This is a genomic window from Streptomyces yatensis, from assembly GCF_018069625.1.
Classification (GTDB): domain Bacteria; phylum Actinomycetota; class Actinomycetes; order Streptomycetales; family Streptomycetaceae; genus Streptomyces; species Streptomyces yatensis.
Genome location: NZ_CP072941.1, coordinates 3,606,094 through 3,624,255, shown reverse-complemented (window position 1 = coordinate 3,624,255; position 18,162 = coordinate 3,606,094). Strand labels below are relative to the sequence as shown.

Sequence of the window (18,162 nt, the reverse complement as noted above, 5' to 3'; positions counted from 1 at the left end):
CGCACCCTCCGCCTACGCCGTAGCGCCTCACCCACCGGAGGTCCACCGTGTCCATGCCCTCGCCCGCGTCCGTGTCCGCGTCCGCCGCCCCAGCCCGCCCCATCGGCGTGATCCGCGTCCTCACCAGCGAGGATCCTGCCGCCGTCGCCACCCACGGCACGGCCATCGAGGAGCGCTACGGTCTGCCGACCGTCTCGCGGTGCATCCCCGGCCAGCCCCACGGCATCCATGACGACGACTCCGAGGCCCGCGCCGAACCCGAGATCGTCGACCTCGCGCGGGAGTTGGCCGATGCCGGGGCGCGGACGCTGATCATCAGTTGTGCCGCCGATCCGGCGCTGCAGCAGACCCGCCAGGCCGTCGGCATCCCCGTCATCGGCGCGGGCTCGGCGGCCGCCGCCGTCGCGCTGGGCCTCGGCCGCAGGGTCGGGGTGCTGGGCATCCGGGACGAGGCACCGCCCGCCGTACGCGCCGTGCTCGGCGACCACTTCGCCGCCTCCGCACGCCCCGACGGCGTCCACCGCACCACCGACCTGCTCGCCCCGGAGGGGCCCGCGGCGGTGCTGGAGGCCGCGGCCGGGCTCGTCGCATCGGGCGCGGACACCCTGCTCCTCGCCTGCACCGGCCTCAACACCATCGGCATCCGCCCGCTGCTGGAGGAGCGGCTGGGCGTCCCGGTCGTGGACCCGGTGCTCGCCGCCGGACTGCTCGCCTCGTACGCGTACGGCGGCTGAACAGCCGTAAGGGCTCCGCGCGTGGGCCGAGCAGCCGTAAGGGTTCCGCGCGTGGGCCGAGCAGCCGTAAGGGCTCCGCGCGCCGGCCGAGCAGCCGTAAGGCTTTCGCCCGGCGCGTCACACCAGGCTGTCCCGCCACGCCTGATGCAGCGCCGCGAAGCGGCCCTCGCCCGCGATCAGGCGGTCCGGCGGTCCGTCCTCGACGATCCGGCCGTCGGCCATGACGAGCACCCGGTCGGCCGTCTCGACGGTCGACAGCCGGTGGGCGATGACGACCGCCGTACGGCCGCGCAGCACCGTGTCCATGGCGCGCTGCACCGCCTGCTCGCCCGGGATGTCGAGGGAGGAGGTGGCCTCGTCGAGGATGAGGACCGATGGGTCGGCGAGCAGGGCGCGGGCGAACGCGACCAGTTGGCGCTGCCCGGCGGAGATCCGGCCGCCGCGCTTGCGCACGTCCGTGTCGTAGCCGTCGGGCAGGGCGGCGATGAAGTCGTGTGCGCCGATCGCCTTGGCCGCCTGCTCGATCTCGGCGCGGGTGGCGTCGGGGCGGCCGATGGCGATGTTCTCGGCGATCGTGCCGGAGAACAGGAACGCCTCCTGCGTCACCATGACCACACCGCGCCGCAGTTCGGGCATGGCCAGATCGCGCAGATCCACCCCGTCGAGCAGCACCCGGCCGTCGCTGGGGTCGTAGAAGCGGGCCAGCAGCTTGGCGAGGGTGGACTTGCCCGCACCGGTCGCCCCGACCACCGCGAGCGTCTGCCCGGCGGGCAGCGTGAGGTCGAAGCGGGGCAGCACCTCGCCGCCGGTGCGATAGGCGAAGCGCACCCCGTCGAAGACCACCTCCCGGCCGGGGGTCTTCGCCGGGCGCGGCGGCAGCGGCTTGGGGTCGGCGGGCTCGGGGACGGAGGGGCGCTGGGCCAGCAGTCCCGCGATCTTCTCCAGCGAGGCAGCCGCCGACTGGTAGGAGTTGAGGAACATCCCCAGCCGGTCGATCGGGTCGTACAGCCTGCGCAGATACAGCGCGGCCGCGGCGAGCACCCCGAGCGCGAGCGAACCGGAGGCCACCCGGTAGGCGCCCCAGAGCACGAGGGCGGCCACCGCCGCGTTGGCGACCAGCCGGGAGCTGACCACATAGCGGGCCATCTCCAGGATCGCGTCCCCGTTGGCGCGCTCATGGCGGTGGTTCAGCTCCCGGAAGCGCGTGTCGTTGGCGCGCTCGCGGCGGAACGCCTGCACGGGGCGGATGCCGTTCATGGTCTCGGTGAACGTCACGATCACCGCCGCGATCGCCGTCGACCGCTTGCGGTACACCCGCATGGAGCGCCGCTGGAAGGAGCGGATCAGCAGATACAGCGGCCAGAAGGAGAGCACGGCCGCCCCGCCCAGCCCCCAGTCGAGATAGAGCAGCGTGATGGAGATGTAGACGACCGACAGCGCGACCCCGAGCAGCTCCTCCAGCCCCTCGCTGAGCAGCTCGCGCAGCGACTCGACATCGGTCGTGGCGCGGGAGATCAGCCGGCCGGAGGTGTAGCGCTCGTGGAAGTCCACGCTCAGCGCCTGGGCATGGCGGAAGATCCGGCCGCGCAGATCCAGCAGCACGTCCTGGCCGATCCGGGCGGAGAAGCGGATGAACGCGTACTGCAGCGCCCCGGAGGCGAGCGCACAGCCCAGATAGACCGCGCCGACGGCGATCAGCGGGCCGTGGGCGCCGTCGCGGAGTGCGGGCACGGCATGGTCGATGGCGTACGCGACGAGCAGCGGACCCGCCTGGACGGCGGCCTGCTGGAGCAGCAGCAGGACGGCCGCCAGCCAGACCCGCCGCCGGCGCGGCGAGAGCAGTGAACGCAGCAGGGCCAGGGACGCGCCCTTGGGCACCGGCAGGACATCGCGGTCGAACGGGTCGGACGACGTCGCCCGGCCCTTGTCGCTGTCCTCGCCCCAGCCCTCGTCGTCGGTGCTCTCCCGCTCCTCCTCGACCGTGGTCATGGTCTGCTCTCCCCCTCCTCGCGTTCCTGACCCGACATCAGCGCCCGGTACTCCGCGCTCTCCCGCAGCAGCCGCTGATGGGTGCCGACGGCGGTGATCCGGCCCCCCGACAGCAGCGCGACCCGGTCGGCGAGCAGCACGGTGGACGGCCGGTGCGCGACGACCAGCGCGGTCGTGGCCGCCAGCACCTGCCGCAGCGCCGCCTCCACCAGCGCCTCGGTGTGCACGTCGAGGGCGGACAGCGGATCGTCGAGCACCAGGAACCGCGGGCTGCCCACGACGGCCCGCGCCAGCGCGAGCCGCTGCCGCTGACCGCCGGACAGGCTGAGCCCCTGCTCGCCGACCTCGGTGTCGGTGCCCTCCGGCAGGGCGTGCACGAAGTCGGCCTGCGCCACCTTCAGGGCCCGCAGCAGCTCCTCCCGGCCCGCGTCGCTCGCGCCCATGAGGACGTTCTCACCGGCGGTGGCGGAGAACAGCGTGGGCTCCTCGAACGCGACGGCCACCAGGGAGCGCAGCTCCTCCCGGGTCAGGGCGGTGATGTCCCGGCCGTCGAGGGTGATCCGCCCGCGCGTGATCTCCTGGAGCCGGGGGACGAGAGCGGTAAGGGTGGTCTTCCCGGAGCCGGTCGCCCCGACCAGCGCCATGGTCTCGCCGGGCCGGATGTGGAGATCGACCCCGCGCAGCACGGGCGGCTCTTCCGGTGGCGCGTCCGCGTAGGCGAACTCCACCCCCTGGAACCGGAGCCCGCCCTCGCGGTCCTGGCTGTCCACCGCGCTCTGGCCGTCCTGGCCGCGCCGCGGCGACCCCGCGGGCCGCCGGTCGGCCGCGGCGGCCGGTTCCGCGTCCATGACGTCGAAATAACGGTCGGTGGCCGTCGCCGCGTCCTGGCTCATCGCGAGGAGGAAGCCCAGGGACTCCACGGGCCAGCGCAGCGTCAGGGCGGTGGAGAGGAAGGCGACCAGCGTGCCCGCCGACAGATCCCCGTCGGCCACCCGCACCGTGCCGAGCACCAGCGCCGCGCCGATCGCCAGCTCCGGCAGGGTCATGATCAGCGCCCAGATCGTGGCCAGCAGCCGTGCCTTGTGCAGCTCGGTGGAGCGGACCTGCTCGGACAGGGTGCGGAAGGCACGGGCCTGGCTGCGGTGGCGGCCGAAGCCCTTGACGATGCGGACGCCCAGCACGCCCTCCTCGACGACCGTCGTCAGATCGCCGGTCTGGTCCTGCACGGTGCGGGCCACCGTCGCGTACCGCTTCTCGAAGAGCGAGCAGAGGATCATCAGCGGCACCGCCGGGAACAGCAGGATCAGGCCCAGCGTCCACTCCTGCGACAGCAGAATGGCGAATCCGGCAAGGATGGTGACCCCGTTGACCACCAGGAAGGTGAGCGGGAAGGCCAGGAACATCCGCAGCAGCATCAGATCGGTCGTGGCCCGCGACAGCAGCTGGCCGGAGGCCCAGCGGTCATGGAAGGAGACCGGCAGCCGCTGCAGATGGCGGTAGAGATCGGCGCGCATCGCGGCCTCGACGGAGGCCAGGGGCCGCCCCACCAGCCAGCGCCGCAGCCCGAAGAGCCCGGCCTCGGCCGTGCCCAGGGCCAGCAGCAGCGCACCGCCCAGCCAGACCCCGCCCGGGTCCCGGTGGGCCACCGGCCCGTCCACCATCCACTTGAGGACCAGCGGGATGACCAGGCCCAGACAGGAGGCGACGACCGCCACCCCGGCCGCGCCGAACAGCCGCACCCGCACCGGGCGCACATACGGCCACAACCGCAGGAGCGAACGCGTGGCGGAGCGGTGCCGCGGGGCGGCACCGCCCTCTAGGGCGCGGGGTTCACTCGTCACAGCCATCAGTGGCGAGACTACGGTCCGCCACCGACAGCGCTCACTCGGTTTTTTGGCGTAGGTCCGTGGCGTCGAGGGCGCGCAGCAGCAGGACCGAGCGCGCTGGAAGCTCGATGGGGGCGCCCGCCGCGAACCGTGTGCCCGGGGGCGCCTCCTGGTCCTCACGGGAGGTGTCCAGAAGGAGTTCGTACCCACGGGCCCAGGGCGGTCCGGGCAGGGTGAAGGAGAGCGGCCGCTCGCCCGCGTGCAGCAGTGCCAGGAAGCTGTCGTCCGTGACCGGGGCGCCGTGCGGATCGCGCTGGGGCAGATCGCGGCCCGAGAGATAGGCCCCGAGGGCGGTCGTCGGCGCGTACCAGTCGGATTCGGTCATCTCGGTGCCGTGCGGGGTGAACCACGCCAGATCGCGCAGCCCCTCGGGGGGCCGGGCCAGGCCGGAGAAGAAGGCCGGGCGGCGCAGCACCGGATGGGCCCGGCGCAGCCGTATCAGCCGGGCGGTGAGCTCGGTGAGGGCGCGCCAGCCGGGGTCCTCCAGCAGCGACCAGTCGAGCCAGCCGGTCTCGTTGTCCTGGCAGTACGCGTTGTTGTTGCCGCCCTGGGTGCGGCCCAGCTCATCGCCCGCCACCAGCATCGGCACCCCGGTGGACAGCAGCAGGGTGGCCAGCAGATTGCGCAGCTGGCGGCGGCGCAGCGCGCGTATCTCCGGATCGTCGGTCTCGCCCTCGGCGCCGCAGTTCCAGGCGCGGTTGTCGGCGGTGCCGTCGCGATTGCCCTCCCCGTTGGCCTCGTTGTGCTTGCGCTCGTAGGAGACCAGGTCGCGCAAAGTGAACCCGTCGTGCGCGGTGATGAAGTTGACCGAGGCGTACGGGCGGCGGCCGCTCCACGCGTACAGATCGCTGGAGCCCGAGAGCCGGTAGCCCAGATCGCGGGCGTCGGGCAGCGCCCCGCGCCAGAAGTCCCGCACCGCGTCGCGGTAGCGGTCGTTCCACTCCGCCCACAGCGGAGGGAAGGCGCCCACCTGATAGCCGCCGGAGCCCACGTCCCACGGCTCCGCGATCAGCTTCACCCGGCGCAGTACGGGATCCTGCGCGATCACGGCCAGGAAGGGCGAGAGCATGTCCACGCCGTGCGCGGCGCGGGCGAGCGCGCTGGCCAGGTCGAAGCGGAAGCCGTCCACCCCCATCTCGGTGACCCAGTAGCGCAGCGAGTCGGTGATCAGCCGCAGCACCTGCGGCTGCAGGACGTGCAGGGTGTTGCCGCAGCCGGTGAAGTCGGCGTAGCGGCGGGGGTCCTGCTGGAGGCGGTAGTAGCCGCGGTTGTCGACACCGCGCAGCGAGAGGGTGGGGCCCAGCTCATTGGCCTCGGCGGTGTGGTTGTAGACGACGTCGAGGATCACCTCGATCCCGGCGGCGTGCAGGGCCCGCACCATCCGCCGGAACTCCCCGACCTGCTGGCCCCGGGTGCCGCGGGCCGCGTATCCGGCGTGCGGCGCGAAGTAGCCGATCGAGTTGTAGCCCCAGTAGTTGCGCAATCCCCGCCGCAGCAGGTGGTCCTCATGGGCGAACTGATGCACCGGCAGCAGCTCGACCGCCGTGATCCCGAGCCGGGTCAGGTGCTCGATCGCCGCCGGATGCGCCAGCCCCGCGTAGGTGCCGCGCAGTTCGGGCGGCACCCCGGGGTGGCGCATGGTGAAGCCGCGCACATGGAGTTCGTAGATCACCGACTCGGCCCAGGGCGTCTTGGGCCGCCGGTCCTCGGTCCACTCGTCGGGCGCGCCGTCCGCCGTGTCGTCGCCGACGACCACGCCCTTGGGGACGTACGGGGCGGAGTCGCGGTCGTCCCGGACGGTGTCCGCCACATGCTGCTGCGGCCAGTCCCGCATATGTCCGTAGACCTCGGCGGGCAGCGCGAAGTCCCCGTCCACGGCGCGGGCGTACGGATCCAGCAGCAGCTTCGCCGGATTCCAGCGGGCGCCGGTCCAGGGGTCCCAGCGGCCGTGCACGCGGTAGCCGTACCGCCGGCCGGGCAGCACACCGGGCACGAAGCCGTGCCACACCTCATGGGTGAGCTCGGTGAGCGGACAGCGCAGCTCGTGGCCGTCGTCGTCGAACAGACACAGGTCGACGGCCTCCGCACCGCCCGCCCACAGCGCGAAGTTGGTCCCCCACACCCCGTCCGGCCCCCGGCAGGGGCGGGCGCCGAGCGGCTCCGGGCTGCCCGGCCGGACGGCGGGGCCCGCCGCCGGGGCGGTGCTGCGGTCGGGCCGCGGGGCGGGCGCCGTGGGGCGGTGGCCGAGGCGACGGCCCACCGCCGTCGCCGAGGGGCGTGCGGGGACCCCGTCGCGTGTCTCCTGCCCGGCTGCACTGGACACATCGGCCTCCGCGGCTCGTGGCCAACCGCCCCCGCCCCGACGGAGGGAAGGCGGGCAGCACCTCATGGCGGGCCGGCGGGCCCCGCGGCGTCCCGTACCGCACGGACCCTGGCCCACGCTCTCCCACCTGTTCTGCCCGCAATCGCGCCGACTCGCACGTTTCCCCGCACTCCGCCGCTGCCCGGCATGGGCCGATCGTCCCGTGACCGGCCCCCGCCCTGCGACTGAACCGTGACCAACGAAGGGAAGTCCACTGTCGGTGACGTGTGATTACCTATCGCCAGGCGCGCCCTGCGCGTGATCGGGCTTGCCGCGGGGGCGCGGCTCCGGGGGAGGGAGAGCTGTGGTGACGGTGCGGTGGATACCGGGGGCGGCGCGCGGCGGCCGCAAGGGGCTTCTCGCGCTGCTGCTCGGGGCGTTGCTCATGGCGGTGGCCGCGTGCGGCGGAGGCGGTGGCTCCGGCGACGGTGAGAAGGGCAAGGACGGCAAGGGCGACGGCCGGCCCAAGACCTCGCGGGCCGTGGTGACGATCGCGCCCGGGGACGGCGCGAAGGGCGTGGACACCAGCGGTGCGCTGAAGGTCACCTCCGCGAAGGGCACCCTGTCCTCGGTCAAGGTCAAGGACGCCAAGGGCACCGCGGTCGAGGGGAAGGTCGGCGAGGACGGAAAGAGCTGGCTGCCCGCCGCCCATCTCCGCTCGGACACCACCTACACGGTGGACGCGGTCGCCAAGGACACCCATGGCCTGACCACGACCCGGCACGCGACCTTCACCACCCTGCGCCCCAAGAAGACCTTCGTGGGCATCTACACCCCGGAGGACGGCTCGACGGTCGGCGTCGGCATGCCCGTCTCGCTCCACTTCAACCGCGGTATCACCCACCCGGAGGCCGTGGAGAGGGGGATAAAGGTCAGCGCCTCGCCCTCGGTGCCGCTCGCGAGCCACTGGTTCGGCAACGACCGGCTGGACTTCCGCCCGGAGAAGTACTGGAAGCCCGGCACCAAGGTGACGCTCAGCCTGGATCTGGACGGGATCGAGGGCAGGCCGGGGGTGTACGGCGAGCAGCGGAAGTCGGTGACGTTCACCATCGGCCGCAGCCAGATCTCGGTCGTCGACGCCAAGTCCAAGAAGATGACGGTCAAGCGGGACGGCAAGACCATCAAGACCGTCCCCATCACCTCGGGCGCGCCCGGCCATGAGACCTACAACGGCAAGATGGTGATCAGCGAGAAGCATCCGGTGACACGGATGGACGGCGCCACGGTCGGCTTCGACGGGGAGTACGACATCAAGGACGTGCCGCATGCGATGCGCCTGTCGACCTCCGGCACCTTCATCCACGGCAACTACTGGGCAGGCCGGGCCACGTTCGGCTCGTCCAATGTCAGCCACGGCTGTGTGGGCCTGTTCGACCAGCGCGGCGGCGGGGACTCCTCCACCCCGGCCTCCTGGTTCTTCCGCATGTCGATCATCGGCGATGTGGTCATCGTGAAGAACTCGCATGACGAGACCGTCCAGCCGGACAACGGGCTCAACGGCTGGAACATGTCCTGGGAGAAGTGGAAGGCGTGACCCCGCGCCGGAGCCGGGGCGCCCTGGTGCCCTGCCTCCGGCCCCCAAGCGTCCCTGCGTCCCCGCGTCATGCCATCGCCCCGGGCTGCCGCCCCGGCCCACCGCTCCCGTGTTAGCGGGCGCTAACCTGCGCTCATGACTGTGAACCTCGAGGTTGCCGACGGCGTTGCCACCTTCCGCCTTGACCGCCCCCCGATGAACGCGCTCGACACCGCCACCCAGGACCGGCTGCGGGAACTCGCCGCCGAGGTGACCCGCCGCGACGATGTGCGCGCCGTGGTCATCTGGGGCGGCGAGAAGGTGTTCGCGGCCGGCGCGGACATCAAGGAGATGCGGGAGATGGACCACGCCGCGATGGTGGCCCGCTCCGGTGATCTGCAGGAGTCCTTCACCGCCGTGGCCCGGATCCCCAAGCCCGTGGTCGCCGCCGTCACCGGCTACGCCCTCGGCGGCGGCTGCGAGCTGGCGCTCTGCGCCGACTTCCGGATCGCCGCGGAGAACGCCAAGCTGGGCCAGCCCGAGATCCTGCTCGGCCTGATCCCGGGTGCGGGCGGCACCCAGCGGCTGGCCCGGCTGGTCGGCCCGGCCAAGGCCAAGGACCTCATCTTCACGGGCCGTCAGGTCAAGGCCGACGAGGCGCTCACCATCGGCCTGGTGGACCGGGTCGTACCGGCCGAGGAGGTCTACGAGCAGGCCCACGCCTGGGCGGCGCGGCTGGCCCGGGGCCCGGCGATCGCGCTGCGCGCGGCCAAGGAGTCGGTGGACCGGGGGCTGGAGACGGATCTCGACAGCGGTCTCGCCATCGAACGGACCTGGTTCGCCGGGCTGTTCGCCACCGAGGACCGGGAGATCGGGATGCGCAGCTTTGTCGAGGACGGACCGGGTAAGGCCACGTTCCGCTGACATCCGACCGGTTCCGATCGTGTCGGCCCGGGTCACGGAGCCGGGTATGCCCCGTGCGAGCGAATTTTCTTCGCCAACGGTCGGCCTCTGCATGCCCCGTTCCGGTACGCTGGGTGATCACGCGTACGCGCGGTGACATCGCTGGTCAGCCGGGGTGTTGTGATGCCCCAACTGCCGTTGGCATATGTCGGATCGGGTTTGTGGAGCCTGGGGCTCCGGTGTTCGGGATCCCACGGTTCCGCCCCGGATGACCTTTTGGGCGGCCATGATGGGGGGCATGGCGGGCTTGGAGGGAATGGAGCAGCCGCAGCAGCGCACTGGTACGGCTGCGGTGCGCGGGGTGCCGTCCGTCGAGGACGAGCGGGCCCGCAGGGCGCTTGACCTCTTTGGTAACCCCGCGGCCGAGGAGGTGCGGCTGCCCTCCCGTCCCGAGTCCGCGGCGACCGCCCGCCGGCTGGCCGAATTCGTGGTGGCGCGCGACTGGGGGCTGGGTCCTCAGCTCGCCGAGCACACCGTGCTGCTCGTCTCCGAACTGGTGGGGAACGCCGTACGGCACACCGGCGCCCGCACCTTCGGGCTGCGGATGCTGCGGCGGCGCGGCTGGATCCGGGTCGAGGTCCGCGACCCCTCCCGGGGGCTGCCGTGTCTGCTGCCGGTGGGGGAGCTCGACACCAGCGGGCGCGGGCTGACGCTGGTCGACCAGCTCTCCCAGCGGTGGGGGGTCGATCTGCTGCCGTGCGGCAAGACGACCTGGTTCGAGATGCGCGTGGCCGAAAACTGACCGGATGAGCGCCGGTGCGGGCGTCGGCGCCGAGCGTGTAAGGCGCCCAGCGTGTGAAACGCGTAAGGCGCGCCCAGCGTGTGAAAAGGGTCCCCGCGTCGTCGTGCGCCGACGACACGGGGACCTCTTTTCGTCCCCGGCCATGGCACGAAAGGGGTGTTCGTCATGGCATTCGGGGGAAGCGACCTCGCTCGGGTCAATGGGGTCGCGGCCCCGACTATCGCAGAGACGGTAGATCACTTCCAAGCCAATCAAAGGTGAGCTGTAACACTTACCTTGCTAATGGCGGGTAGAGGGGCAATCTTCCTTTGTTGTCGACCTCTTCCTGATGAATCTCCAGTGGTCCAGACCGTGACACGAAATCTTTCTTTGCCCGTCGGTTCTTGGCATGGCCCTGCCGAGCACTCACCATGGAACAGCGCTACGCGCGTCACACCCCCACGTTTCACCCCCCCTTTGTCCCGGCTACGCCATTCGGGAGATCCCCCATGGAAGCGCACGGCCGCACCCCGACCCGGCGCGCCCTGCTCCGCTCGGGCGCCTATCTCGCCACCGCCGCCACCGGACTGACCGCCACCGCCGCTACCGCCACCGCCGCGAACGCCGACGACAGACGTCGCCGCCGCGCGGCCGCTTATCCCCCCACCCACTGGATCCCGGCCTCCCCCTCCAACTACCGCGTCTCCAGCCGCCCGACCTCGTATCCGATCGACTTCGTCGTCATCCATGTGACGCAGGAGACCTTCCCGGACGCGATGAAGATCTTCCAGGACCCGGCCAAGCAGGTCTCCGCGCACTACATGGTCGCGTCGGCCGACGGCTACATCGGGCAGTTCGTCCGGGAGAAGGACGTCGCCTGGCACGCCGGCAACAAGGACTACAACAACCGCAGCATCGGCATCGAGCACGAGGGCTGGGTGGACGACCCCAAGTGGTTCACGGACGAGATGTACGCCTCGTCCGCCGCCCTGACCGCGGCCGTCTGCGACCGCTTCGGCATCCCCAAGACCCGCGACCACATCATCGGCCATGTGGAGGTCCCCGGAACCGACCACACCGACCCCGGCCCGCTGTGGGACTGGGACCGCTATATGTCCCTGGTCAACAAGGCCTACGCGCCGGGAACCCGGCGAAGGTAGCGAACCTGGCGCATGCGGCGAACGCCGCGCGCGCCGCTTATGTCGTGTACATCGCGACGCGGCCGATGGGCCGGCCGCCGCCGACCGCTAATCTGTGCGGGTCAAGCACACGCACGGAAGGGGCGGAACAGGTGGCGGATATCGAGGCGGCGCGCAAGGCGTTCGAGCGGTATGACCTCAACGGTGACGGCCAGATCACCGCGGCCGAGTACAAGAGCGTGATGGCGCAGCTTGGGGACCCGTATGTCACGGAGCCCGTCGCCCAGGCCGTCATCAACGCCCACGACGGCAACGGTGACGGGCTGCTCACCTTCGACGAGTTCTGGGCGGCCCAGAACAAGGACGGCAGCAAGACCGCCTGACCGGACCGCACGGCGGCAAGACCGCCCGACCGGAGCGCACGGCGGCAAGGAAGCGAGCCGCACGGCAGCCGCACGGCGGCAACGGGCCGCATGGCGGCACGGCCGGCGCGTCAGCGCCAGCCGCGCCGCTGTGCGCTCGCCCGCCGTCTGCGGTCGTTGCACAGCAGACAGCGGCCGTAACCGGGCGGCAGCGGGTCCTCCGGATCCCCGTACAGCGGATCGACGGCCCCGCGCGGATGCTCCGGGCAGCCCGTGGCGCCGCGCTCGGCGGTCAGCGAGCCCGCGGCGGCCAGCGCCCGGCGCAGGGCGTCGGTGAGCAGCTCGGTCTCCGGCCCGGAGGGCGCGGCGTCCAGCGAGAAGGCGATGTCCGACGCGGTGGTGAGCGCGCTGCGGAGTTCGCGCAGGTCTGCGTAACTCATACCGGGCAGCGTAGGCGCACCCACCGACAACATCCCGAGGGCCCGGTCAGGCCCCGCCCTCCCGCGCCTCCTCGCCGGCTTCGGCCTCGTCCGCGTCGTCCACACCCTCCGCGAGGTGGACGTCCTCGGCGTCCTCCGTCTCCTCCGCGGTGAGCGCCGCCCGGCTGGGATCGGCCCATGCCTGCAGCGCGGCCTTGCTGGAGAAGTTCGCCACGTCCTTGTCCAGGGGGCGGTCGGTGTACTGGTGGATCCGCCACTTCGCCTTGATGCGCGGCTTGCCCGCCGACACATAGTCCGCTATCCACAGGCCGTCCCCGGCGTAGGACGTGGTGTCGTAGTTGAGCCAGAAGCTCCGGTTGCAGTAGAGCATCACGCGGTGCGTGGGACGCAGCTTCTTGACCTCGCGGATGAACCGGTCCTTCTCGGCGTTGCTGGCGCGGGTGCCGGAACCGGTGGTCTCCCAGTCCACGGCGAGCAGATCGTGCTTCTGGGACGCGCACTTCTCGACGAAGTACTGCGCCTGCGCGGTGATGTTGCCCGGCCAGAGGAAGTGGTAGAAGCCGACGACGCATCCCGCCTTCCGCGCCCGGGACGCCTGCGAGGCCTGCTTCGGGTTGATATACGACCGTCCTTCGGTGGCCTTGATGAAGACGAAGGCCAGCCCGTCCGGGTCGAAGGTGGACTGGTACGAACTCACGTCGATGCCGTGCAGCATGGCGCCTACCTCGGGTCAAGAACGAGTGAATACACGGGTGTTATTCCCCCTCTCGTACGGAGGACCCTACTGGGACGGGATCTCGGTCCGCAGGCGTTCGGGCCGGGGAAGCGGCACGCGGAACGAGCAGGCCCAAGGAAGGGACAGGCCGGCACAACGGCACAAAGAGAAGCGGACCCGAGGGTTTGGCCATCCCCCGGGCCCTGTGATGCCGCCCAACTGCGCACGCCCCCCCGGATGGGAACGGGTCAATCTGATGTCGTCGTGTTCTTCCGTTGAACTACCGCTCCACGAAGCGGGGCGGGCCGGATTCGAACCGGCATCCGACGACCAAGCCCGTGCCCGGTCGGTGAGGCGATCGGCGGCGAATGCTGAGGCTGGAGCAGGAATCTGAGATTGAACGCGTGCCACGGGCGCACGGCCCGCTCGAAGACCGGGGGCTAATCCCGGCTACCTCCTGAGGCGGACCGTCCCCTCTCGTGACCAAGTGCTCGGAGAGGTGGTCGAGTTTCGCCACGGGAGGGACGCTAGCAGGGCGCGATGACCGTTCTCGAACGATATTCGAGGCGGTGTTCAGGGGCGTTCCCGTCCCCGCAGCAAACGGATTGTCCGGGCGTACCAGGCCGACGAGGCCACCGCCGGTCCGGTCGCGAGACCGGCCACGGCGATGAGAAAGACGACGATCAGCCAGGTCAGAAGCGTGAAAACGGGGCCGAGCGGGCCGAAGTCGGCCAGGCTGCGGGCCATCGCCACGGGCATGAGCAGCCGGGAGAGGTAACCCAGCAGGACGGTCCCCACACCGGCGAGCGCGGCGCCCGGCAGCAGATATGTCCAGGTGACGCGGCCGCTCAGCAGGAGATGCTGGGTCCACCACCACAGCAGGACGGCCGACAGCAGGGACAGCACCAGCCCGGAGACGATGCCCGTGCCGAACCCCCTGCGCACCGGCGCCTGGACGAGGAGTACCGCGAGCCAGACGAGCAGCCACAGCAGCCAGCGCCACGCCGTCACGCGCACCGCCGCCCTGGGCAGCCCCCAGCACCGTTCGCAGATGGCCTGGAGCGCTCTGCTGAACGCCGTCGCGGACACCAGGGCGACCAGCAGCCCGACGGCCCCCGAGGTGTTCTTGGCCGTTCCCCGGGAGATGAACGTACGGCGTACCTCGTCGAGGACGTCACCGCGCACTCCCACCACCGAGCGCAGCGAGTCGGCCAGGAGGTTCTGCAGCGTGTCGGGGACGAAGGCCGCCACGGCCATCAGCAGGGGGAGGGCGGTGAGGAATGCCTGGGCCGCCAGCCGGGTCGCGGCTTCCAGGACGTTCACCGTCACCAAGCGCTCGAGGAAGCGGGCGGCCGGGCCGCCGCCGATCGCGGTCGTGACGCGCTCCCACAGCGTCCGCGGCGCCCGCATGGCATACCACCCGGCCGTCAGGGACTTCCGTGACGGCCACCCGCCGCGGGGCCGTCGACCGCGGGGCCGTCGGCCGCGGGGCCGTCGGCCGCGGGGCCGGACGCCGCGGGACCCTGGGCTGGGGGGCCGGGGGCCATGGGACCGTTCGCCGTGGGGCCGGACGCCCCGGCGAGGATGCCGAGCAGCGCCAGGACCCCCACGACGATGCCGAGGACGAGCCCCACGGCTGCCGGAGTGGGGCGGTTCCACAGCACCAGGGCCAGCGCGCCGCCCGTGATCGCCACGCCGGTGGTCCAGGCCCGGTGGGTGTCCAGCCAGCGGCCGAAGCCCCCGGTGCGGGCTCCGACCCGGGCCAGACCCCGGCCGATGGCGCCGGTGCCGCGCGCCGCCGCCGAGCGGACGGCGCGGGCCCCGCGCCCGGGGCCGTACAGATACGCGGCGAGCGCGGTGACGACCGCGACGACGAGAAGCGTGCGGGTGCTTTCGCGCAGGAAGCGCACGAGGGCGTCGAAGATGAAGGCCGCCGGGCCCCGGGGCAGGGTCGTGGGCGGGACGGAGTCCAGGTAGACGCCGCGCACCACGGCCAGGCCGACCAGTAGCGCGACCATCATCACCGCCGTGCCGATCCCGGCGGCCAGCAGCGTGAGCCGATGCGCGGGGGAGAGCCACACGGCGAACGCGGCGAGCACGATCGTCACGCCGGGCAGCCAGGTGCCGACGATGTCGAGGAGACGCATCGCGCCTTGCGCCTCGTCCAGCTTGTCCGTCCGCACCAGCGTGAACTGCCGGTCGATGTAAGGGATCTTGGCCGCCTTCTCGTAGCCCGCCCGGACGAGGCGCTGTTTGACGTTGTCGACAAGGGTGCCGATGTCCAGGACGATCGCGTTTCCGCGGGCCTGGACCGCGCTGGTGCCCTCACCGGTGAGGACCTTGACGACGGCGGCGTGGGCGCGGCGGTTGGCCGCGTCCCACACCAACGGGAACTGATCGCTGGTGATCGCCTTGTGGATCACGCGGTGCACGGCGTCGGTGAGGGCGCTCTCCAGCGGCCCACCGAGCATCTTCGTACCGTCCACGACGACGGACGGGGCTCCCGTCTTGTTCAGGTTCCTGGCGAGCTGGGCGGTGATGGCGGGTACGTCGACCTGGTCGACCACGCGTCGGGTGAGCCGGTTGGTGACGGTGGACTGGACGCCGGGGTTCCTGGCGATCGGGGCGACGGTCTGGACGTAGCGGTGCGGGTCGGTGATCTCCTCGTGCAGCCAGGTGGCGACGACGGCGAGTGGCGAGAGCAGCACTGCGAGCACGAGCAGCACACCCGCGCCCGCGTGGCGAAGCCGCCGGTGGCGTACGGCCGCGGCCCCGCGCAGCCGCTCGTACTCCTGTCGTTCGCCCCCGGTCAGCGGGTGGGGCTCGGCGGGGCCAGAGGCATCGGCGGACGGCTCCATGGGTCCTCCCTCGCGCGGGAACGGAGGGAAGTGCCACCGCACGGAGGCGCCACCGGGAAGTGGCGGCGTCACGGCGCTGATCACCCCGGCGGGCGGCGTATCTCCTCGATCCGCGGTCCGAGGTTCTGGAAACGCGGTGACGGGCTGTTTCTATTCACGGCCGGGAGCCGGGAGCCGGGAGCCGGGAGCCGACGTGGGGGTGGGGAGGCCGTCCCGGTCGGCGTGGACGGCGAACCCCTCACCCTGCGGACTCCCCTCCACTGCCACATAGCGCCGGGCGCCCTGCGCGTACGGGTTCCGAGACACCGCCCGGGGGTGCCGGCCGGCAGACCGGCCATGGACTGGCACAGAGTGCGGCGGCTGGCGCTGACCACCGTCAGGACGGCGGCCGGGCGCGGGCCGTACCGATCGCGATTACGGCGCGTGCGGGTGCCGCCCGCCGTCCTCCCCCTCCGCCGGGAAACGGAGGGCCCCGGCGTCGGCCATCCACTCGACCCCGCCTCGCTCCGGCCGGAGGAACGCGACGCGGTCGCCGGTCGTCCGGTGATCGAAGAGCAATTCGGCGACGCTGTGCACCGCCTGCACCACGCCGGTACGCCCACTGACCGGGTCGTACGCCACTTGGCCGGGGGCGGGCACTGGACAGTTGTGGTTCATAGGGCTCGTCCTTCGGGCTGCCGGGGGATGTGGATGATGTGGGCGGGGTGGCGTCGGCGCAGTACCTCGTAGTCGGTGGCCTTGCTGTAGTCCCCGGCTTGTCTGGCCTGTTCGCGCAGTGCCGCGTAGTGGCGGCAGGTGGGGCAGGTGTCGTTCAACGGTCACTCTCCGAGGGGTGTGGGTTGGGCGGTAGGCAGGGGCGGCTGTTGGCGCCGCGCGAGGTCTTCGGGGAGTGCCCCGCAGAAGAGGACGTTTGTCGTCCCTCCCACCGACGGCTCGGCCGAGCCCGCCGAACTCCAGCCACGCCGCCGCGCCACTTCCCGCATCTCGCGGGTGACCCGCTCCGCGACACGATGGCGAGTGGATTCGGTGATGTGTTCGGAGGGAAACACCATGGGGGGTTCTTCCTGACCTGGATGTGTCTTGCGGGCTTTAATCACTCTGTGTACTCCCAGCGTTGCCCTGCGGGGCCGCGCGCAACAGGGATCGGGGCACACCAAGCGGCTTGGGGTGAGGGGAGAACCACAGGTGAGTGAGGCCAAGGAAGGCCAGGAACCGTCGAGCGGAGCGGCGTTCTTAGGAGCCGAGGTACGGACCTGGCGGATGCAGGCGGAGCTGAGCCAGCGGGAGTTGGGCTTGAAGGCCAACTACGGGCAGCAATATGTGGCCAAGGTGGAGGCGGGGGAGCGCTTGGCCAGCCCCGAGTTCGCCGACGCGTGCGATCGGGTCTTCGGCACACCGGGCCTGTTCGCACGCCTGCGGAAGCGGGCCAGCCAGCATGGCTATCCGGACTGGTTCGTGCCGTACGTGCAGTTGGAGCGGCAGGCGGTCGGCATCCTGGACTACTCGGCGACGCTCATCATGGGCATGTTGCAGACGGCCGAGTACGCGCGAGCGGTATTCCGGTCCGCACATCCTCGGGACGCCGCCGACCAGATCGATGCAAGGGTGGCCAGACGATTGCAGCGACGAGAGGTGATGGAGCGGGATGCGCCGCCGTTGCTGTGGTGCGTCCTGAGTCAGGCGTGCCTACGCACTGAGGTGGGAGGAAGGGAAGTGATGCGCGCCCAACTCGCCCACCTCTTGGCCGAAGCAGAGTCTCCGCACATCACACTTCAGGTGCTGCCGTTCTCGGCCGGAGCACCTCCGGTGCCGGGAAGCTTTACCCTTCTGACGTTCGACGATGAACCGAGTGTTGTGTACGCAGATACAGCCATGGCGGGCCAGACGATCGATTCACCGGCAGAAGTGGAGCTCGCGACTGCCAGGTACGACCGCATCAGGGCTTCGGCTTTGTCGCCGGACGATTCGCTGGCCGTGATCCACAGACTGATGGAGGACTACACACGATGAACACCGCCCTCGACCTGTCCGGTGCTGAATGGGTCAAGTCCAGCTACAGCAGCGGCGACGAAGGCCAGTGCGTGGAGTTCGCGCCCTCCATAGCCACCACTGCCGGTGTCGTCCCCGTCCGCGACAGCAAACACCCGGCAGGCCCGGCCCTCGTGTTCCCCGTGGAGGCGTGGGACACGTTCACGACCGCTCTGCGTACCGGAGAATTCCCACGCCTCGCCCTTATTGTTCCCTGAACTCGCGCAGCCACTCCACGTAGTCTTCTGTGCTGTGCAGGTAGGTTGTCGGGTCAGACTTGAGGTCTGCCCCACTCAGGCGATCAAGCGCTTGCCAGACATCGGCGTCCAGTAGGTCCGGGGCGTCTTCCTGCATTGTGGAAGTCGCCCATTCGGAGACCTCCTCCGGGGGGCTGGTGCCTTCGGTAAGCGCCGTGAGTCTTTTGATGATTTCATTCCTCAGATTCATGGGAT

At 71.2% G+C, this 18,162-nt stretch carries 18 protein-coding genes; 8 read left to right on the top strand and 10 right to left on the bottom strand.

Going from position 1 to position 18,162, the window contains the following annotated elements:
• The first annotated feature begins 53 nt into the window (after nucleotides 1-53).
• Complete coding sequence (locus J8403_RS14600; protein ID WP_211128245.1) at nucleotides 54-734, top strand: aspartate/glutamate racemase family protein; 681 nt, start codon at nucleotides 54-56, stop codon at nucleotides 732-734.
• A gap of 117 nt (nucleotides 735-851) precedes the next feature.
• Here the strand turns inward: J8403_RS14600 and J8403_RS14595 are convergent, their stop codons facing one another.
• From J8403_RS14595 to glgX, 3 genes are read right to left on the bottom strand one after another with little or no spacing between them, the layout of a single operon-like run.
• Nucleotides 852-2,723, bottom strand: coding sequence for an ABC transporter ATP-binding protein (locus J8403_RS14595; RefSeq protein WP_211123573.1), 1,872 nt, complete (start codon nucleotides 2,721-2,723; stop codon nucleotides 852-854).
• A complete protein-coding gene (locus tag J8403_RS14590) occupies nucleotides 2,720-4,570 on the bottom strand; it encodes an ABC transporter ATP-binding protein (RefSeq protein WP_211123572.1) in 1,851 nt (616 codons plus the stop codon). The genes J8403_RS14595 and J8403_RS14590 overlap by 4 nt, the downstream gene beginning before the upstream one ends.
• 34 nt (nucleotides 4,571-4,604) lie before the next feature.
• Nucleotides 4,605-6,932 carry a glycogen debranching protein GlgX gene (glgX, locus tag J8403_RS14585; protein WP_211123571.1) on the bottom strand — a complete coding sequence of 776 codons (2,328 nt, stop codon included), beginning with the start codon at nucleotides 6,930-6,932 and terminating at the stop codon, nucleotides 4,605-4,607.
• A 346-nt stretch (nucleotides 6,933-7,278) separates the two neighbouring features.
• Here glgX and J8403_RS14580 point away from each other — a divergent pair, with 346 nt between their 5' ends.
• From J8403_RS14580 to J8403_RS14560, 5 genes are all read left to right on the top strand, one after another.
• Nucleotides 7,279-8,505 (top strand): L,D-transpeptidase, encoded by a 1,227-nt coding sequence (locus J8403_RS14580; RefSeq protein ID WP_211123570.1) that lies wholly within the window; start codon nucleotides 7,279-7,281, stop codon nucleotides 8,503-8,505.
• A 135-nt stretch (nucleotides 8,506-8,640) separates the two neighbouring features.
• Nucleotides 8,641-9,408 (top strand): enoyl-CoA hydratase/isomerase family protein, encoded by a 768-nt coding sequence (locus J8403_RS14575; RefSeq protein WP_211123569.1) that lies wholly within the window; start codon nucleotides 8,641-8,643, stop codon nucleotides 9,406-9,408.
• 277 nt (nucleotides 9,409-9,685) lie between these two features.
• On the top strand, nucleotides 9,686-10,189 hold the full coding sequence (locus tag J8403_RS14570; RefSeq protein WP_211123568.1) for an ATP-binding protein: 504 nt from the start codon (nucleotides 9,686-9,688) through the stop codon (nucleotides 10,187-10,189).
• Nucleotides 10,190-10,677: 488 nt separating this feature from the next.
• Nucleotides 10,678-11,328 carry an N-acetylmuramoyl-L-alanine amidase gene (locus J8403_RS14565; protein WP_211123567.1) on the top strand — a complete coding sequence of 217 codons (651 nt, stop codon included), beginning with the start codon at nucleotides 10,678-10,680 and terminating at the stop codon, nucleotides 11,326-11,328.
• Nucleotides 11,329-11,459: 131 nt separating this feature from the next.
• Entirely contained in the window at nucleotides 11,460-11,690 is a 231-nt protein-coding gene (locus tag J8403_RS14560) for an EF-hand domain-containing protein (RefSeq protein WP_093464824.1), read from the top strand.
• A gap of 110 nt (nucleotides 11,691-11,800) precedes the next feature.
• Here the strand turns inward: J8403_RS14560 and J8403_RS14555 are convergent, their stop codons facing one another.
• From J8403_RS14555 to J8403_RS14530, 6 genes are all read right to left on the bottom strand, one after another.
• On the bottom strand, nucleotides 11,801-12,109 hold the full coding sequence (locus J8403_RS14555) for a hypothetical protein (RefSeq protein ID WP_078643828.1): 309 nt from the start codon (nucleotides 12,107-12,109) through the stop codon (nucleotides 11,801-11,803).
• Nucleotides 12,110-12,155: 46 nt separating this feature from the next.
• A complete protein-coding gene (locus J8403_RS14550; protein WP_211123566.1) occupies nucleotides 12,156-12,824 on the bottom strand; it encodes a glycoside hydrolase family 25 protein in 669 nt (222 codons plus the stop codon).
• 573 nt (nucleotides 12,825-13,397) lie between these two features.
• Nucleotides 13,398-14,234, bottom strand: a complete 837-nt coding sequence (locus tag J8403_RS14545; RefSeq protein WP_211123565.1) for a YhjD/YihY/BrkB family envelope integrity protein — start codon at nucleotides 14,232-14,234, stop codon at nucleotides 13,398-13,400.
• A gap of 17 nt (nucleotides 14,235-14,251) precedes the next feature.
• Nucleotides 14,252-15,682 (bottom strand): hypothetical protein, encoded by a 1,431-nt coding sequence (locus tag J8403_RS14540; protein WP_211123564.1) that lies wholly within the window; start codon nucleotides 15,680-15,682, stop codon nucleotides 14,252-14,254.
• Nucleotides 15,683-16,096: 414 nt separating this feature from the next.
• Nucleotides 16,097-16,339: a hypothetical protein gene (locus J8403_RS14535; RefSeq protein ID WP_211123563.1), complete on the bottom strand. Its 243-nt coding sequence runs from the start codon at nucleotides 16,337-16,339 to the stop codon at nucleotides 16,097-16,099.
• A complete protein-coding gene (locus J8403_RS14530) occupies nucleotides 16,336-16,497 on the bottom strand; it encodes a hypothetical protein (RefSeq protein WP_211123562.1) in 162 nt (53 codons plus the stop codon). The genes J8403_RS14535 and J8403_RS14530 overlap by 4 nt, the downstream gene beginning before the upstream one ends.
• Nucleotides 16,498-16,867: 370 nt before the next feature.
• Here J8403_RS14530 and J8403_RS14525 point away from each other — a divergent pair, with 370 nt between their 5' ends.
• Together J8403_RS14525 and J8403_RS14520 are read left to right on the top strand one after the other, a co-directional pair.
• Nucleotides 16,868-17,692 (top strand): helix-turn-helix domain-containing protein, encoded by an 825-nt coding sequence (locus J8403_RS14525; RefSeq protein WP_211123561.1) that lies wholly within the window; start codon nucleotides 16,868-16,870, stop codon nucleotides 17,690-17,692.
• Nucleotides 17,689-17,928: a DUF397 domain-containing protein gene (locus J8403_RS14520; RefSeq protein WP_211123560.1), complete on the top strand. Its 240-nt coding sequence runs from the start codon at nucleotides 17,689-17,691 to the stop codon at nucleotides 17,926-17,928. Before J8403_RS14525 ends, J8403_RS14520 begins: the two co-directional genes overlap by 4 nt.
• Here the strand turns inward: J8403_RS14520 and J8403_RS14515 are convergent.
• Entirely contained in the window at nucleotides 17,915-18,157 is a 243-nt protein-coding gene (locus J8403_RS14515; RefSeq protein WP_211123559.1) for a DNA-binding protein, read from the bottom strand. The two genes, J8403_RS14520 and J8403_RS14515, sit on opposite strands and share 14 nt — an antisense overlap.
• Between the last annotated feature and the right edge of the window lie 5 nt (nucleotides 18,158-18,162).

Coding starts and splice junctions, on each gene's coding strand:
- J8403_RS14520 (WP_211123560.1), top strand. CDS start 17,689: ATGAACACCGCCCTCGACCTGTCCGGTGCTGAATGGGTCAAGTCCAGC.
- J8403_RS14575 (WP_211123569.1), top strand. CDS start 8,641: ATGACTGTGAACCTCGAGGTTGCCGACGGCGTTGCCACCTTCCGCCTT.
- J8403_RS14535 (WP_211123563.1), bottom strand. CDS start 16,339: ATGAACCACAACTGTCCAGTGCCCGCCCCCGGCCAAGTGGCGTACGAC.
- J8403_RS14570 (WP_211123568.1), top strand. CDS start 9,686: ATGGCGGGCTTGGAGGGAATGGAGCAGCCGCAGCAGCGCACTGGTACG.
- J8403_RS14565 (WP_211123567.1), top strand. CDS start 10,678: ATGGAAGCGCACGGCCGCACCCCGACCCGGCGCGCCCTGCTCCGCTCG.
- J8403_RS14595 (WP_211123573.1), bottom strand. CDS start 2,723: ATGACCACGGTCGAGGAGGAGCGGGAGAGCACCGACGACGAGGGCTGG.
- J8403_RS14550 (WP_211123566.1), bottom strand. CDS start 12,824: ATGCTGCACGGCATCGACGTGAGTTCGTACCAGTCCACCTTCGACCCG.
- J8403_RS14590 (WP_211123572.1), bottom strand. CDS start 4,570: ATGGCTGTGACGAGTGAACCCCGCGCCCTAGAGGGCGGTGCCGCCCCG.
- J8403_RS14515 (WP_211123559.1), bottom strand. CDS start 18,157: ATGAATCTGAGGAATGAAATCATCAAAAGACTCACGGCGCTTACCGAA.
- J8403_RS14540 (WP_211123564.1), bottom strand. CDS start 15,682: ATGGAGCCGTCCGCCGATGCCTCTGGCCCCGCCGAGCCCCACCCGCTG.
- J8403_RS14545 (WP_211123565.1), bottom strand. CDS start 14,234: ATGCGGGCGCCGCGGACGCTGTGGGAGCGCGTCACGACCGCGATCGGC.
- J8403_RS14600 (WP_211128245.1), top strand. CDS start 54: ATGCCCTCGCCCGCGTCCGTGTCCGCGTCCGCCGCCCCAGCCCGCCCC.
- J8403_RS14555 (WP_078643828.1), bottom strand. CDS start 12,109: ATGAGTTACGCAGACCTGCGCGAACTCCGCAGCGCGCTCACCACCGCG.